General features: G+C 69.5%; 26 protein-coding genes. 5 read left to right on the forward strand and 21 right to left on the reverse strand.

The window, feature by feature from the left end; translation table 11 throughout:
• Nucleotides 1–12: 12 nt before the first annotated feature.
• Nucleotides 13–525 carry a DNA-binding protein gene (locus ACM9LD_RS17260; protein ID WP_415677800.1) on the forward strand — a complete coding sequence of 171 codons (513 nt, stop codon included), beginning with the start codon at nt 13–15 and terminating at the stop codon, nt 523–525.
• Nucleotides 522–1,316 carry a hypothetical protein gene (locus tag ACM9LD_RS17265; RefSeq protein ID WP_415677801.1) on the forward strand — a complete coding sequence of 265 codons (795 nt, stop codon included), beginning with the start codon at nt 522–524 and terminating at the stop codon, nt 1,314–1,316. Before ACM9LD_RS17260 ends, ACM9LD_RS17265 begins: the two co-directional genes overlap by 4 nt.
• Nucleotides 1,317–1,377: 61 nt before the next feature.
• Here the strand turns inward: ACM9LD_RS17265 and ACM9LD_RS17270 are convergent, their stop codons facing one another.
• The 17 genes from ACM9LD_RS17270 to ACM9LD_RS17350 all read right to left on the reverse strand — a co-directional run bounded on the left by ACM9LD_RS17270 (nt 1,378) and on the right by ACM9LD_RS17350 (nt 8,929).
• Entirely contained in the window at nt 1,378–1,917 is a 540-nt protein-coding gene (locus ACM9LD_RS17270) for a DUF1643 domain-containing protein (protein ID WP_415677802.1), read from the reverse strand.
• 60 nt (nt 1,918–1,977) lie between these two features.
• Nucleotides 1,978–2,721, reverse strand: a complete 744-nt coding sequence (locus ACM9LD_RS17275) for a hypothetical protein (RefSeq protein ID WP_415677803.1) — start codon at nt 2,719–2,721, stop codon at nt 1,978–1,980.
• A gap of 15 nt (nt 2,722–2,736) precedes the next feature.
• Complete coding sequence (locus ACM9LD_RS17280; protein ID WP_415677804.1) at nt 2,737–2,985, reverse strand: hypothetical protein; 249 nt, start codon at nt 2,983–2,985, stop codon at nt 2,737–2,739.
• Between the two features lie 28 nt (nt 2,986–3,013).
• Nucleotides 3,014–3,862, reverse strand: coding sequence for a class I SAM-dependent methyltransferase (locus tag ACM9LD_RS17285; protein WP_415677805.1), 849 nt, complete (start codon nt 3,860–3,862; stop codon nt 3,014–3,016).
• Nucleotides 3,863–3,903: 41 nt separating this feature from the next.
• A complete protein-coding gene (locus ACM9LD_RS17290; protein WP_415677806.1) occupies nt 3,904–4,176 on the reverse strand; it encodes a hypothetical protein in 273 nt (90 codons plus the stop codon).
• A 111-nt stretch (nt 4,177–4,287) separates the two neighbouring features.
• Nucleotides 4,288–4,533, reverse strand: coding sequence for a hypothetical protein (locus ACM9LD_RS17295; protein WP_415677807.1), 246 nt, complete (start codon nt 4,531–4,533; stop codon nt 4,288–4,290).
• Nucleotides 4,534–4,669: 136 nt separating this feature from the next.
• The gene (locus ACM9LD_RS17300; protein WP_415677808.1) at nt 4,670–5,314 is read right to left on the reverse strand and encodes a hypothetical protein; all 645 of its coding nucleotides are present in this window, start codon (nt 5,312–5,314) and stop codon (nt 4,670–4,672) included.
• A gap of 31 nt (nt 5,315–5,345) precedes the next feature.
• The gene (locus ACM9LD_RS17305; RefSeq protein WP_415677809.1) at nt 5,346–6,080 is read right to left on the reverse strand and encodes a hypothetical protein; all 735 of its coding nucleotides are present in this window, start codon (nt 6,078–6,080) and stop codon (nt 5,346–5,348) included.
• Nucleotides 6,077–6,346 (reverse strand): ferritin family protein, encoded by a 270-nt coding sequence (locus ACM9LD_RS17310; protein WP_415677810.1) that lies wholly within the window; start codon nt 6,344–6,346, stop codon nt 6,077–6,079. Before ACM9LD_RS17310 ends, ACM9LD_RS17305 begins: the two co-directional genes overlap by 4 nt.
• 18 nt (nt 6,347–6,364) lie before the next feature.
• Nucleotides 6,365–6,676: a hypothetical protein gene (locus ACM9LD_RS17315; protein ID WP_415677811.1), complete on the reverse strand. Its 312-nt coding sequence runs from the start codon at nt 6,674–6,676 to the stop codon at nt 6,365–6,367.
• A complete protein-coding gene (locus ACM9LD_RS17320; protein WP_415677812.1) occupies nt 6,673–7,146 on the reverse strand; it encodes an ASCH domain-containing protein in 474 nt (157 codons plus the stop codon). Before ACM9LD_RS17320 ends, ACM9LD_RS17315 begins: the two co-directional genes overlap by 4 nt.
• A gap of 27 nt (nt 7,147–7,173) precedes the next feature.
• Nucleotides 7,174–7,308, reverse strand: a complete 135-nt coding sequence (locus tag ACM9LD_RS17325; RefSeq protein WP_415677813.1) for a hypothetical protein — start codon at nt 7,306–7,308, stop codon at nt 7,174–7,176.
• Nucleotides 7,301–7,666, reverse strand: coding sequence for a hypothetical protein (locus tag ACM9LD_RS17330; protein WP_415677814.1), 366 nt, complete (start codon nt 7,664–7,666; stop codon nt 7,301–7,303). The genes ACM9LD_RS17325 and ACM9LD_RS17330 overlap by 8 nt, the downstream gene beginning before the upstream one ends.
• Nucleotides 7,663–7,860 (reverse strand): hypothetical protein, encoded by a 198-nt coding sequence (locus ACM9LD_RS17335; protein WP_415677815.1) that lies wholly within the window; start codon nt 7,858–7,860, stop codon nt 7,663–7,665. Before ACM9LD_RS17335 ends, ACM9LD_RS17330 begins: the two co-directional genes overlap by 4 nt.
• Nucleotides 7,861–7,862: 2 nt before the next feature.
• Nucleotides 7,863–8,228 carry a hypothetical protein gene (locus ACM9LD_RS17340; protein ID WP_415677816.1) on the reverse strand — a complete coding sequence of 122 codons (366 nt, stop codon included), beginning with the start codon at nt 8,226–8,228 and terminating at the stop codon, nt 7,863–7,865.
• 8 nt (nt 8,229–8,236) lie between these two features.
• The gene (locus tag ACM9LD_RS17345) at nt 8,237–8,566 is read right to left on the reverse strand and encodes a hypothetical protein (protein WP_415677817.1); all 330 of its coding nucleotides are present in this window, start codon (nt 8,564–8,566) and stop codon (nt 8,237–8,239) included.
• A 15-nt stretch (nt 8,567–8,581) separates the two neighbouring features.
• A complete protein-coding gene (locus ACM9LD_RS17350) occupies nt 8,582–8,929 on the reverse strand; it encodes a hypothetical protein (RefSeq protein WP_415677818.1) in 348 nt (115 codons plus the stop codon).
• Nucleotides 8,930–9,032: 103 nt separating this feature from the next.
• Between ACM9LD_RS17350 and ACM9LD_RS17355 the strand changes: the two genes are divergently transcribed.
• A complete protein-coding gene (locus ACM9LD_RS17355; protein ID WP_415677819.1) occupies nt 9,033–9,230 on the forward strand; it encodes a hypothetical protein in 198 nt (65 codons plus the stop codon).
• Nucleotides 9,227–9,598, forward strand: coding sequence for a hypothetical protein (locus ACM9LD_RS17360; RefSeq protein ID WP_415677820.1), 372 nt, complete (start codon nt 9,227–9,229; stop codon nt 9,596–9,598). The genes ACM9LD_RS17355 and ACM9LD_RS17360 overlap by 4 nt, the downstream gene beginning before the upstream one ends.
• Here the strand turns inward: ACM9LD_RS17360 and ACM9LD_RS17365 are convergent.
• The gene (locus ACM9LD_RS17365; protein WP_415677821.1) at nt 9,548–10,945 is read right to left on the reverse strand and encodes a hypothetical protein; all 1,398 of its coding nucleotides are present in this window, start codon (nt 10,943–10,945) and stop codon (nt 9,548–9,550) included. The two genes, ACM9LD_RS17360 and ACM9LD_RS17365, sit on opposite strands and share 51 nt — an antisense overlap.
• Before the next feature lie 298 nt (nt 10,946–11,243).
• Between ACM9LD_RS17365 and ACM9LD_RS17370 the strand changes: the two genes are divergently transcribed.
• On the forward strand, nt 11,244–13,025 hold the full coding sequence (locus tag ACM9LD_RS17370; protein ID WP_415677822.1) for a helicase HerA domain-containing protein: 1,782 nt from the start codon (nt 11,244–11,246) through the stop codon (nt 13,023–13,025).
• A 121-nt stretch (nt 13,026–13,146) separates the two neighbouring features.
• Here the strand turns inward: ACM9LD_RS17370 and ACM9LD_RS17375 are convergent, their stop codons facing one another.
• Genes ACM9LD_RS17375 through ACM9LD_RS17385 form a run of 3 tightly spaced genes read right to left on the reverse strand, consistent with a single transcriptional unit; the run spans nt 13,147 to nt 14,458 of the window.
• On the reverse strand, nt 13,147–13,830 hold the full coding sequence (locus ACM9LD_RS17375; RefSeq protein ID WP_415677823.1) for a Sir2 family NAD-dependent protein deacetylase: 684 nt from the start codon (nt 13,828–13,830) through the stop codon (nt 13,147–13,149).
• Nucleotides 13,827–14,063 (reverse strand): hypothetical protein, encoded by a 237-nt coding sequence (locus tag ACM9LD_RS17380; RefSeq protein ID WP_415677824.1) that lies wholly within the window; start codon nt 14,061–14,063, stop codon nt 13,827–13,829. The genes ACM9LD_RS17375 and ACM9LD_RS17380 overlap by 4 nt, the downstream gene beginning before the upstream one ends.
• A gap of 50 nt (nt 14,064–14,113) precedes the next feature.
• On the reverse strand, nt 14,114–14,458 hold the full coding sequence (locus ACM9LD_RS17385) for a hypothetical protein (protein ID WP_415677825.1): 345 nt from the start codon (nt 14,456–14,458) through the stop codon (nt 14,114–14,116).
• Nucleotides 14,459–14,500 lie beyond the last annotated feature (42 nt).

A 14,500-nucleotide genomic window follows, 5' to 3' on the forward strand; every position in this document is an offset into this window, starting at 1 on the left:
AGGACCTGATCGATGGCAACCAGCACTGACGGCGCCGACGAGCTGCTCAAGCTCTCCGAGGCGTCGAAGCTGTCGGGCATCCCAATGGACCTGATCAAGATGCTCGCCGACGACGGCCTCCTCGACGGGGTCGAGCGAGGCCGTGCCGGACACCTCTACGTCCGCCGCGACAAGGTCCCCACCTGGACGCACTGCGTGGCCCTGATCGCCGGTCGCCGCGACCGCCTCCTGCAGCACGCCGAGCAGCTCCTCGACCGCCTCGACCGCGAGCTCGAGGCGGTCCGCAACGACCTCGCCGAAGCCCGCGAATTCACCCATCAGCCCCTCGGCGTCGACCTGCTCGCACTCGGTGGCAGCGCGGACCGCGTGCTGCCCCTTCACGACGGCCAGCCGACTGCGGCGGCCATCCTGGGCCAGTTCGCGATGACCCGCTGGGAGATCGTCCGCTGGGACAACGCGCTCCGTGACGCCCGCATGGCCTCCCCTGACGGCGACGCCCCCGACCTCGCCGAGGCCGCACCGTGAACGTCCCCGACCCGCGCCATCCACCAAGTGCCGCAGCGACCGAGGCCGCGCGGCGGGTGCAGGCCGAGAACGCGCTGATCGAGACCTTCACCCGGCTCGCCGCCCATGGCGATCGTGAGCGCGACAGCTTCCGGCCGTCGCCGGTGATGGAGCGCCTCGCCCTGCAGGTCCTCGGCTGCTGGCAGCTCATGGTCGCCGAGGTCTCCTGGACCCGGTTCGAGCTCGCCGGCATCGACGGCGCCTGGGACCGCGGCGCGGGCATCCCCCGCGAGCTCGCACTCATCGCCAAGCAGATCGGCGTCCGGTGGCCCCACGAGGAGATCTCCGCCGCGATCGACCAGGCCGCGAAGATCCGCCACAAGGTGGCCCACATGCTCTACATCGTCAGCATCGATGGCACCACCCCGCACCAGGAGATGACCATCGCCCGCCTCGGCGACGGCACCGGGCAGCGCCGCTCGAGCACAGGCGCACCGGCAGAACTCGCCTGGCGTGACGAACGGTGGACCGAGCAGCAGCGCCACCACGACACGATCACCGAGCAGCAGATGCGCCACGCCCTCGCCGACATCGAGTGGGTCTGGCAGTCCGTGTGCTCGCTCGGTCGCGTCCGACAGCTCATCGCCATGACGGCGCACGAGCCCGACGGGCTCACCGTCGACCTCACCCGCTGGGTCGTCCCGTTCGCGCAGCCCAGTTGGTTCAGCGACCCCAGCAACCCCACCCTCGGCGACCTGCGCACCCCTACCAAGCCCAGCACACCCGACGACGACTCGACGAGCAGCAGCTAACCCGCGCGCCCAGCACGCACCCGCGATCGACCGCCAGGCCCGACCGCCCGCGCCTCGGTCGTCATCCTGCGTTCGCGCGATGGGTCCACGGCATCAGCGGCGCCGTGGCCGGCAGGTACAGCGGGTGCCGCGGCGCACCGGCCTTGGTCGTTCCCAGGCACAGCAGGTCCTTGCGGCCGAGCAGGGCCACCCCGGCGCGTACGCGGTCGGACCGCGCGTTGGCGCCCCAGGCCACGATGATCGGCCCGACGGTGCGAACCGCAACTTCGGCGGCGGCAACGAGGTGCCGGTCGTTGTCCGGGCCGACGGGGTCCTCGGCCGACCACAGCTCACCGGGATCCGTCGCGCGCAGGGCGTACAGGTTCACGATCCGCAGTTCGGTCGCGCCGCAGCGGCGCGCGAAGCCGATGCATCGCTTCACGGTCGGGTCGTCGTGCTCCGCGTCGGCGGTCGACGGGTTGAGTGCGACGATCACGCACACCGGGCCGGGCTCGGCGGCCCAGCGGCGCGTGAGCACGTACCGGTACCTGCCGCATGGCGAGAGCACCGCGGACCGAGGGGTGAATTGCGGGTCGAACAGTGCAGGTTCCGCGCTGCTCATCGTCGTCGCCTCCCACGCCTTCCCCGGTGCCGTTGTGCTGTGCGGTGTTTCGCGAGCCGCCTACTGAACGTCGAGCGTCCGTCCCGCTGGCAGCGCGCGCGAGAAGTACACCCGGAACACCGTCGGCTCGTCGTCGACGTTCATGAACATCTCCACCGGCGCCAGCGCGGCCGACGACCCGTGGGCGAGCTGTTCACGCAGCCGGTTCGCCTGCCACAGGCTCAGCTCGGCGGCCAGGAAGCCGACGTCGGCGACTCCCACGCTCAGGTAGCCGGTGGGGGCGTGCACGTCACCCCGCCACCACGACCCCTTGATGGAGAACTCCACCTCGGCGCCATCGGTAGCAGGCACGGTCGTCGTGTCGCGCCGCCATCGCCCACCGACCTCTTCGGCCAGGGCCTTCGAAAGCTCGTCCGCGGCGGCGTCGTCGAGAACGACCCCCAGCCCGGCGGTCTGCCATTCCTCGAGACGCGCCGCCAGCGCCGTCTGGCGGCGCACCACGGCAGCACGGTCCCCGCCCGGCTCTCCACTGTTGGCCATGATGGTCTCCCTCTGCGCCGCATTCAGCTCACGCAGAGCCGACTCGCTGAGAGGGTCGAGTGAGCATGCGGGCGGCGGCAAGGTCGTCACGCTCTCCGAGTTGACGATCGCGTCGGTCACGCCGGGGGCGAGCATCGCGTTCATCAGCAGCGAGTATCCATCGACACCGCCGCGGGGTGCCCTGTGGGAATCGTGGTCGCTCATCGTCTGTTCCTTCCCCTCGTCTTGCATCTTCGGATTGTGCCTGTTCGCGCGGTCGGTCATCGGCTACTCGGTGGATCACTCGATCACCGTCAGCTCCTCGGCGCGGTACCAGCACGCCTGCGGGTTCGGCAGCCGCTTCGCTGCATCCGGGTGGTCGGCATCGACTGCTGGGATGAACCTGTCTTCGTAGCGCGCGTTCGGGTGCGTGCCCTTCCGTGCGATCTGGTCGACGCGGTAGACCTTCTGTCCCTTGCCGATCCGTACCAGGCTTCCGTGCCGGATCGCGGTGGACTTCTGCTCGTTCACCTTGTTCTCCTTGCTCATTCGATCGCGTCGGGACGGCGGTTTGCGGTCAGGCGGGAGTGGTTGCGGCGCGGCGGGCGGCGTACCGGCCTCGGCCGACTCGGTCGGCGTGGGTCTGGCAGACCTTGCGGACCTGCTCGCGCCAGAAGGGGTTCCGCGTCGGCCGGCGGTCGACCACGTGCTCGTAGATCTGCGCGAGCGAGGCTTCGCCGCCGTGCTCGTCGAGCGCGGACCGTACGACCGCAGGCCATGTCATCGGCCCCTCGTCGAGATCCTCGCGCACTGCCTTCGGCAGCTCCTGCAGGTAGGCCAGCTCGTGGAAGAGTGAGAATCCGACCATGACCCGTCGCTCGTCCTTGCGGAAGGTCGCGAACACTAGCGGGTGCTTGAGCCCGGCGTAGAGGTTGCGGGGCAGGATCTGCTGGCTCATCGACCACCTCGCGCTGTAGCGGACCACTCTGCGCGCGGTCTGGAAGAAGAACGCCGGCAGGACGAACATCACCCGCCCGTCGTCGACCATCTCGGCGTGCATGCGGTCGAGGATCGTCTCGATCAACTTGGTCTCGAACGGGGGGTTGCCCAGGACCACCGTGGGCCGACCGGGGATGTCGACCTCTCGGATGTCGCCGGTGATCACCCGGCGCCCGGTCAGCCGCCGCGCTCGCTCGGCCAGCCGCGGGTCGATCTCGACACCGACTGCGGGCACGTGTGCGGGCACCGCAGCCAAGAACCTCCCGGGTCCGCAGGTCGGCTCAAGCACGAGGTCCTCGGCGCCGAGGTCGGTGAGGTGTTCGCGCACCAGCGCCGCGGCGGCCCATGCTGGGGTCGGGTACTGGCCCAGCAGCGCAGCCGACGGCGCGGGGCGCTCCCCCGCGGTGTCGAACAGCTCGATCGTCATGGTCTTGGTCCTCGTGCTCACGTCGTGGTTCGGGGGTTCGGTCAGTAGAGCTTCTCGGCCTTGTCGAGGGCTCGCATGGCTCGCCAGCCGATGGTGATCTGGCCGCCGGTGACCTCGTAGTGCTTCGCGCACAGGGGCCGCTGCTCGTCCTTGAGCAGGTGGTCCTCGAACTGGGGCACGATCACGACGCCGTACCCGACCGCTGCGCGCAGGCAGTAGAAGCACGGGATCCGCTCGCCGTAGCCGTCGACGAGGAGTCGGGCGGCGCGGCGCTCGCTGTACCTGACTCCGTGCGCGGCGTCGGGGGTGGTCATCGCGGTGGCTCCTCAGGGGCACTGGGTAGAGGTTGTAGATACCCGTTAATGTACGCGAATAACCTGCCCCTGGCAAGAGGTTTTCGTGGGCGATTAACCGTGTCGCGAGGTCTACGCCGAGCGCCCCTCGGAGTTCTTCGGTTCGGGGATCCTGCGTCCGGGCTTGCACCCGGTGGCCGCATGCGCCAGTTCGACAACCTCCATCGGGTCGATCTCGGCCAGGCTGTACTGGCCGGTCGCGTAGTGCGCCCGCAGCTTCCCCCCGCGGTCTCGGTAGACCCTGATGAGCATCAGCGAATCCGTCGCCTTGACCACGTGCGCCAGGAACTCGTCGGGCTGGTCCTTCGCGTCGATCATGCCGTTCTCCTTCGAATCACGGGACTGAGGGTGGGGTTTCAAATGACCGAATATTATTGCTGGACAGCACGAGCGGGCGATATTATGCGCCCGTATGCAACATTCGCGGCGCACCGCCCTCCCTCCGGGGTGGCGGTCACGCGGGAGGCCCTGAAAGCTCTGCCGCCCACCTCTCGCTCTGGAAGAGCCTGGTCGGGGTGATCCATTCGAGGAACTGCTGCCAGCCCGGCACGGCCGCGACGAGACGTTCGTGCGCGGCCTGCGCGTCGATCCCCGCGGCCAGCTCGGCGCGCGGGATCGTCACCAACGCCTCCGGCGCGGGGTCGCCGATTCCCCAGATCAAGCCGGGAAACTTCGCCTGGAGCTTCTCCTCGAGGACGTCGTAGAGCAGGTACCCGAAGTCGGTGCCCGCAACATCGAAGGGCGGCCCCTCGTCGCCGGCGGAGGCCAACGCGATGGTCCACTGCTCGACGAGCTCGGCGTCGGTGAGCTGGCGGGCGCGTTCGCAGTCCGCCTCCGTCGCGACCTCTCCCGGGATGATCCAGTGCGCGCGCAGCTGCTCGGCGATTCCCACGAGCAGGCCGGGGATCTGGTTGATCATGTCGAGGGTCAGGAATCGGTCGTCGTCCTCGCCGCCGCCGGGGACCAGTGGCGGGCTGAGCAGGTCACCGAGGACGTGCTCGCTGTAGACGATGGCATCGTGGTCGGTTCCCTGGATCGCGCTGTCGGTGTCGAACGCGTTGTACACCGTCACGGCGTATCGGGTCGTTGTCGCGGTCATGATCTCACTCCTGGGTGCTCGGTGGCGGCGGCTATTGGACGGCGGTTCTGACGGTGCCGCTGGTGGTGTCCACGTACACGTCGGTGGTCGTGGTCGGCGGGTTGGTCCACCGGCGGATGTCGACGAGGATCGTTGCCTTCTGCGTGATGGACAGGCGCGTCTCGGTCGCGGATACCTGCGCGGTGAACACCGAGTACGTCGCGACCGGCGAGCGGTACGAGGCGACGACGCCGGCCGCGCCGCTCGGGTTCGCCTTGATCTGCTCGATCAGGGCGTTCAGGTCCCGCTCTCGCGCGGCCTTGTCGGCGGCGATCTGCTCGGCACTGAGCGGAAGCGTGATGCTGGTGGCGCCGAGGTCGCAGTCACCGTCGGTGACCTTGCTGTATTCGAACATCGTCCGCTGCTGGGAGGTGATGGCCACGCACCGGTAGTCGGCGGGCGCCTTCGTCGCGCCGAGACCGGCGCTGAACAGGTTGATCAGCACGTTGCCCGAGGCGCGGTCGGGGTAGACGACCACGGCCCACCGGCCGTCGGGCGCTTCCCGCACGGTGATCTCGGACCGCTCCTTCTCGTCCCGGCTCGCACCGCCGTCAGCGAGCCAGCGCTGCGCGAGGGTCAGGGCGTGCTTCTGGTCGGTCGCGGCGGTCGTCTCGAGCGCGCCGGCATCGGTGTCGGTGAAGGCCCGGTATCCCGCGTACCCGCCGATGCCGAGCAACGCCAGGACCACGATCACCAGCCCTGCGACGACCTGCTCGCCGTCGTTCACGACCGGAACCGTCCGGCTTGCGCGTGGGTGCGGACGTACCGCGGGCGTTCCCGGCTGGCGCGCACGATCTCGACGATGTCCTGGTGCGTGAGCTGCGGGACGTCGGCGATCGCCTCGAGCACGTAGTCGGCGGCGTACTCGGCGAGCTCCTGAGCGGTCTCCTCGTCGATCACGTACCCGCGCTGGCGGTCGTAGCCCGGCACGATCGCGCGGTCGTGGAGTGCTTCGACCAGCGCCACGCGCACCGCCTCCCTGATATCGGGCATTGCTGTTCTCCCTTCGTCTTAGCCCTCGTCGGGCTCGCCTTCGATGACGGTGACCGACACCCGGCCACCTTTCGGGATGACCGTGACGATGTCCGCGGGATGCAGCACCAGCTTCTGCCGGTCGAACCCAGAACCGACCTGCAGAATCACCCACGGCTTGATCACCGATTCGCTGACACCTTCCAGCGTCCCGACGACCAGCACCTGCTTGCGCACCGCGACGGTCTGCCCGACCTGCGTGGGCCCGATCGCACCAGCGACGCTCTCGTATGCACCCAGCTGGGGAACGAGTCTCAGGTGCCGGAACCCGAGCGCCGGTTCCGTGCTCACCGCGCCGCATCCCATCGGTCGCCGGACCCCGGGCATCCGCTGCAGATCCCCGTCCCGTCGTCGTAGACGGTGCGCCACGAGCACGGCCCTGTCAGGGTCTCGCACGCCGCGAAGTCGGTACAGCCGCATGCACGGCACACGCGCGGGTAGGCCCACTCGATCCGAGTGATCTCGCTGCTCGCGCTGACACCGCGGTGCGAGGCGATGAAGAACGCCACGAACTCGGGCGGCGTCATGCCGGGGAAGCCTTCTGCGACGACGTCGTCGGCGGTAATCGCGTCCAGGCGCTCGCGGCGCGTGGAGACGATCTCGACGGTGACGATCCGTTCCAGCGCCTCGCCGGCGCGGCGGCCGCGGACCTTCGGGCACAGCGTCACCAGGTCACCCGGCCGCAGTACCTGCCATCCGGCGCGGCGCGTCACCGTCTTCTGTTGGGCCCGCACCTGCTCGGTGGTCAGGGCCACGCTCATCAGCCTCGGCATCGCTCGCCCGCCCTTCTACCGCTTCCCGGGCCGGCGACGCCGGTGCAGTTCCGCGGCCACGCGCTCGAGGGCGGACCGGTTCCCCGCGATCATCGCCGCGCGACTGGCCCGCGGAATCCGGATCCACCACTGGACGTACTGCTCAGGCATGCTCCGGCTCCTCCCAGATCCAGGCGCCGTTCTCGTCCGGCGCACCATGCTGCTCGAGCTCGACGACGTGCACGGCGTCGAGCACCAGGCCGTATTCGTCGCTGGGGTAGTCGTCGGCGTCCCAGCGGCCGGTCTCGATGCGCGCATCGTCGATCGTGCCGGCGGCGGGCTGAAGTCGCTCGCACCAGTTCCTGGCGAGCCCGGCGTTCGGGAACGCGCGCTGCGCGAAGTCTTCGTCGCGACCGGCGAGGCCGGTGTTGCCTGTCGCCTCCTGGTCCGGCAGCGGGATCGAGATCCGCACGGTGGCCTGGACGGTGCGCTGCCCGACGAGCTTCCGCGTCTTGGTCGAGATGGTCACTTCGCACCTCCGTGTGGGGTGGCGGTGGCTCCGCCGGCGGCGATGATGTCCCACCCTTCGGCGGAAATGGCGGCCAGGACATGGATCGCCACGTCCTCGGGATGTTCGATGCCCTCGGTGTCGAGGCGCTCAGCGACCCGCCGCCGGGCCTCGAAGTAGGTCACGGGCGGACCGGTGATCAGCATCTGCGCCATGGTCACCGCTCTCCGCCGACAGCGGCGAGGGTCCGCCGAGCGGGGTCGGTGGCCTGCCAGATGACCGGGTCGCAGGTGCGGCAGTCGGTGGCGGTAAGCGTGAGCTCTGCCGCGGTGACCCACCAGGCCCAGGCCTGCTCGGTCGGGATGGAGTAGTCGCCGATGATGTCGCCGATGCCGTCGAGAACGTCCAGCGTGGCGGCGCTGGGCCGCCCGTCGGCGACGTCGATGTTCCCGGTGCGCACCGCCGCATCGACGACCGCGCTGACAGCCGCGAGTCCCTGCCCTTCGAGCTTGCCGCGGTAGTTCATGCCGCACCCGTGCGGGCACCACCGGAAGGCGCCGACGGTGATCGCTTCGGGGCTCACGGGGCGGATCATCGCTCGCCTCGCTGAGCCGGCTGGACTTCGAGGGCCGCCCGGCCGGCAGCGATCCGGGTCCCCGCGTCGCTGACGATCGCCGCGGGCTCGTACGGGATGCCGTCGATGTAGAGCACGGGCCACTCGCCGCTGGTGCTCGTCAGATCGACCCGGTAGTTGCCGCCGTCGAAGAGCAGCTGTCCGTCGTCGTCGACACCGTCGGGCTTGGGCAGCTGCACCAGGGCGTAGCCCTCGGCAAGGAGCGCCTGCGCGAGTGCGGCGGCGGTCAGCGTGCGGTCGCCGTCGAGGCCTTCGATCACTGCAGCCAGATCATCGACTTCGCTCATCGTGTGCGCCCCCTTCTACCGCTGCGTCGTCTTCAGCTCGATGTAGGGGCCGCGGGACGACAGGCTTTCCATCGAGTCCTGCGAGATCCACGCTGCGCGATCGGCTTCCGCGTAGCGCTCGTCGTGCCACATCCCGCGGTCGTCGTTCCAGGAGAAGGCTCCGTCGGGGTGGTGCGCGCGCCTCCAGACCCGGTCGCGGTGTTCGGGGAGCAGCTGGTCGACCACCGCGATGCCGCACTCGGCGAGGAGCTTGCGGGCGGTCGTCGCGTCGCGGCTTCCCGGGGGTGCGGCGCGGAGCATGTCGCGCGCGAAGGCGACCACGCCTTCCACGTTGGGCGTGAGGTCGATGGTCTGATCGCTCATGACGGGTGGCTCCTGATCCTTGCGGGGCGAGGTGAATGCGATAGTTAATGTACGCTAATAACTGGGTCTGTGCAAGGGTTTTTGTGGGTGATAAACTCCGACCATGGCACGCCCCCCGAAGCCCGAGGCAGAACGCCTGACCGAGCACCTGACCGTCCGACTCACCCAGGACGAGAAGGACCTCATCGACGCCGTCGCCGGACCCCGCAACGGCAGCAGCTGGGCCCGGGAGCACCTCGTGCCCGCAGCACGACGAGCAGCAAAGAAGCAATCCCGCCCACGCCCGAAGAACACACCATGACCGACGCCGCCCTCCGCCTCGAGAACGACGAGCTGCGCCGGCACGCCGAGCGCCTCGCCGCATCCCTCCTCGCGATCCTCCGGGACGCGCACCCAACCTTCCCGTCGACCGCGAAGTGGCACGGCGGGATCGGCGGATCCGCGATCACCCCCCACTGCTCGATAACCCAAGGCAGCGCCCCCGGCACCGAGTGGGCCGAACTCGGCCTTCACGAAGGACCTCTGCGCGACTTCCTGCGCAGCCGCCCCGACTTCGACGTGCAAGCAGCGAAGAACGCCCTGATCGACGAGTGGAAAAGCCAGGTCAGTGGGGACCATCTACACGCCTCCCGCCCGGGCGGAGCGGCCCGCCGGAGCCCGCAGCGGTAGCGCCTCCCGCAGCGCGGCCACCCGTCCCTCCCTCGGCGAGGCCAGGTCATCATCGGGATGCAGCGGAATGCCGAAGGCCCGCTCGAACCTCAGCGCAATGCGCAGGTACCCCTCGGCAGTCCACTCCTCGGTCCACGCTCCTCGCACCTGCAGCGCGTACAGCATCTCGTCCGGGAACACGCAGTCGATTCGCCAGTCGTGAGGCAGGTCGAGTTCCTTCGACAGCTCCTTCGCGAGCGAGCCCTGCCGCGCGTACGCGGTCTCCTGATCGTCCAGCCAGACCGGATCTCCGAATCCGTCCTGTGGGCACCGCTCCCACAGGTCGTTCATCGGATCGGGTTCGGACTCGGACCCGATCAGGAAGAAGTCCAGCAGGCGCCGGACGGGTGAACCCGGCGCGGCGTAGACGTCGGCGAGGTCGTGCACGGCGTCGACCATCACCTCCAGGCGATCGCCGTCTGCAGGGCCGATCACCGTCACTCGCAGCAGGACGCCTTCGTCGCGCGTCATGTCGAACACGTGCGACACATCGCTCTCCGACATCTCCAGCGCGCTCACCTCGGTCGGCTCGGCCCCCGCGGTGCTCTCCTGGTGCAGCCACTCGGGGTCGACGACGATCCGCGCCCCCGGGGTAGCGGAGTGCATGATCGCCAGATAGTCCTCGCGGGTCAGGTTGTTGAAGTCGCCGACCCACCCCTCGGCCTCGGGGTCGTCGTGCATGGTGATCCAGCGGTGCCGGCCTGCCGAGGCAGCCGCTTCGGCTGTGCGCTGGTCCCATGCGTGCTGCAGGTACGCGTCGATGCGCTCGCCATCGTCGCTGCCGAACAGGTCCCATGAGTCCAGCTCGTCGACCACCGTCCGTTCCGTACCCTCCGCTGCTCCGCACGGGGCCTCCGCGATGCGCGCGGTGCTCACCATCTCGCCGAAGCCGTCCACGGTGGTCCGGAAGACGATGTCGTCGCGGTCCGGCGCCACGTACCCGGAACCGGCCACGACGGTGCGCATCTGCGATTGCCCCGACGCATCGGCGTACATGACGCAGCTGACGACGTAGCCCGCCGCGGGCGGCCATGTCGCTGCGGACATCGCCTGCAGCTCGGTGTAGTCCATTCCCTTGCCGTCGGGGATGAGGATGGTCATCGCGGCAGCGGCCTGCTCCAGGGTGAGCTTGCCGCCTTGCTCGCGCGCGAGTGCGACGGCGCGCTCGATGAACGGGTCCAGCAACTCGGGCCGGTCCGGGTTCGGGTTGCGGACCGCGCGGGCGATAGCCTTCGCGGCGGTCAGCGGGATGTGGTGCTCGTCGCGGATGCGGCGGGCGGTGCGGTCGATGTTCGAGGTGCGGCCCATGGCCGGTTCACCACCTTTCGTTGACGCCCCGACCGCCCCCGGGACGCTGAAAGGCGTGCCGGAACAAGCGACCGGCCTCTCCGAAGGCCCTTCAACCCGGGCGAGATCCAGGACGGGCGCACCAGGGCGGTGGAGCGCCGTTACCGGGCCGGGGCGCCGCGGTCTGGCGCTGGCGGCACTGTAACCCGATCCGGTGTGGGTGCGGCGTTAAGCGACGCACCCTTCCAGCGCGGGCGCGCGCTCGCTGTGGGCGCGCGGTAAAGCCCCTGGACCGGCGAAGATGCGCCACACTGACCTCATGGACCTCGCGCAGGGACTGGATCTGGACGTCGACTTCTTCGCCGGCCGCAGCGTCGGCCTGCTCGGCAAGCGTGGCGCCGGCAAGTCTGGCACCGGCCGCGTGATCGCCGAGGAGCTCAGCGCCGCCAAGATCCAGACCGTCATCATCGACCCTGTCGGCGTCTTCTGGGGCCTGCGTTCGACCGCCGACGGCCGCGGCGAGGGACTTCCTCTGCCGGTGTTCGGGGGCCTGCATGGCGACGTTGCGCTCGAGCCGGCCGCCGGACCGCTCATGGCCGACCTGGCGATCGACGAGGGCCTGTCGATGATCCTCGACCTGTCCGCGTTCGCCGGCCGCGACCAGGAACGCTACTTCGCCCGCAACTTCCTCGACCGGATCTTCCGCCGCAACCGGAACAACTTGCTGCACCTGATTATTGACGAAGCGGACCTCTTCGCTCCGCAGAAGCCCCGACGCGACGATGCGCCCCTGCTCGCCGCGATGGAGAACATCGTCCGCCGCGGCCGCAACTCCGGTTTGGGTATCACGATGACCAGCCAGCGAAGTGCCGTCCTCAACAAGGACGTCTTGTCCCAGGTCGACATCCTCGGCGCCATGCGCGTGACCGCCCCCAGCGACCGGGCCGCGATCGCCGACTGGGTCCGCGGCCAAGGCGACGTCGCGACCTGGTCCACCGTCTCCGAGACCCTGCCGAACCTCGCCGTCGGTGAGGCCTGGTGGTGGGTCCCCGAAAAGGACATCCTCACCCGCGCCCAGGTACGCCGCGCCCGCACCTTCGACTGCTCCCCCACTCGCGATCGCCGCAACAGCGCCGCCCGCGAACCGAAGGCCCTGGCCGACGTCGACCTCGCCGCGATCAAGGACCGCATCGCCGCCACCGTCGAACGCACCGCGGCCACCGATCCTGTCCAGCTCGCCGCCCGCATCCACGACCTCGAGGCGGAGATCGCCCGCCTACGTTCCGCCGGCGCCGCGCCGGAGATGGTGACCGTCGAGATCCCCGTGCCCACGCCGTTCATCCCGGACGAGGTCGCCGCCACGGTCGCGCAGCTGCGGGCCGCCGCCGACCAGGCCACGGCCGCCCTCGACGAGGTGACCACGACGATCGCCGGCCTGCAGCAGCTCATCGACCACCACACCAGCAGCGCGGTCACCGCCCCCGCGCCGGCCCCGCGCGCGAACGGCGTCACAGGCCAGCCACCGACGCCGACCCACGACCAGCCGCCCACCACCTCGGTCTCAGCGTCCGCTCCGCCACGCACGCAGCCCCAGGACGCCCCAACCCGCGCGGGCTTGCCACCTGCCAAGCGGAAGATCCTCGACGCCCTCGCCGAGCTCGCCAGCTTCGGCCTGACCGCCCCGTCCCGCATCCAGCTCGGGCTCTGGGCCGGCATCAGCACCAAGTCGTCGGGATACGAGAACAACCTCGGCGCACTCCGCAGCGCCGGCCTCCTCGACTACCCACAAGGGGGCCATGTCACGCTCACCGACGCCGGCGCAGCGGCCGCCGAGACCACCGTCACCCCGACGATCGAGGCCCTGCACGAGCGGATCCGCGCACACGTCCCACCAGCCCGCTGGCGCATCCTCGAGCAGCTCATCCCCTCCTATCCGCAGGCCCTCACCCGCACCGAACTCGCCGAGCGCGCTGGCACCACCCCTACGAGCTCCGGGTACGAGAACAACCTCGGCGGCCTGCGCACACTCGGCCTGCTGGACTACCCGAGCCCGGGCACCGTCGCAGCGACGCCGCTCCTATTCCTGGGCCATGCCACCTAGACGACCGACGCGGACCCATCAAGCAGGACACTCGACGTCGCCCAGGCCATCAATTCATCGCGCTCGCGCTCCTCACTGATTTCCAGACGATCAGTCAGCTCGGTGTCCATCAGCTGGCCTCTCAAAGGATTGCGCGGAGATGCGCAACGAGCGCCGGCAGGAGCACCGTGGCGGGGCCGTGGTGCGCCTCGTCGAACATCGGCGTCATCTGGGTGGGAGCCAGGTTCAGTTCGAGAGTGCGTGCGCCTAGCGCAGCCGCAGCCTGGGGGAAATTCGCGGCCGGCGGCACGGTTAAGGACGTGCCGATCGCGACGAACAGGTCGGCGGCCGCGAGCAGCCCGCGGATGCGGTCCATCTCCAGGACACGGTCGCCGAAACCGACAATGTGCGGTCGCCAGTGCTGCTCGTCCACTTGCTCGCCTGCTGCAGTGGGCCGTACCTGTCCGGTACCCAGGTGCCGAATATGGTCTAGGCGGCCGTGCATGTGCAGCACGGCATGGCTGCCGGCGCGCTCGTGGAGATCATCGAGGTTCTGGGTGATCACCGCCAAGTCGACGCCAGTCAACCGCTCGAGCTCGGCAAGGGCCCGGTGCGCAGCATTCGGTGCAGCTTCGGCGACTGCCTGCTGTAGGCGGCGACGCCGGCGGTGCGCGGCGGGGAGGTCATCGCGCAGTTCGGCGGTCATGACCTCGGGGCTCCAGTCGTCGCCGGCGGCGGGTCCTCGATAAGTGCCGAGGCCACTTTCGGCCGAGATTCCCGCCCCGGTGAGGACTACGATCCGTAGCGGCACATGCTCGGTATTCACGGAGTCTCGCCCCCCTGTTGCGGTTCTCCAGCGCTCGGCCAGTTCGCGGTCAGCATCTGCGTGGGTATCGACTTCCCTCGGGTGCCAACCGGGTCGATCCTGCCGATCGTGACCACCTTGGCGTCGGCGTGCGGCGGGTCGAGCAGGTAGCACACGGCACCGGGCGCGAGCGGAAATCCGTCCCGGCCGCGGGGCACAACCTCGGCCAGGTGCGCCGTCTTCCGATCGCTCACCGTGACTCCTTCCTTTGCCAGACAGGGATTCTTAGGAGACAGCGTGTCATCTAACCGTTGTCGGAGCAGGAGGGGCAGCCGAAGGTGTCGTCGGTGTAGGCCAGGCGAAGGTCGGCGGCCTTGACCCACCAGTCCCACGAGTCGCCGGGGATCTGCGCCGTCGAGTAGAGGTCGTTGTCGGGCCCCAGGAGCTGTAGCTCGTGGCGATAGGTGTCTGCTCCGTCGCCGCCCCAGACCTTGCTGTGGCGTTCCGCGAGCCGGATGATGGCTTCGATCGGCTTCGCGCCGGCGCCCTCCAGGGTCGCGTCGTAGACGCCCAGTGCGTAGTGGTGTTCGCAGATGCGGATGAAACCGAGCTTGACGATGTCGGCGGCGACTTCGATCTTCGTGCCCACGAGGCAACTCCCTTCGAGGGGCCTACACGTGTCAACGACGCG

Origin of the sequence: Tsukamurella hominis, assembly GCF_965137015.1 — a bacterium.
Lineage (GTDB): Bacteria > Actinomycetota > Actinomycetes > Mycobacteriales > Mycobacteriaceae > Tsukamurella > Tsukamurella hominis.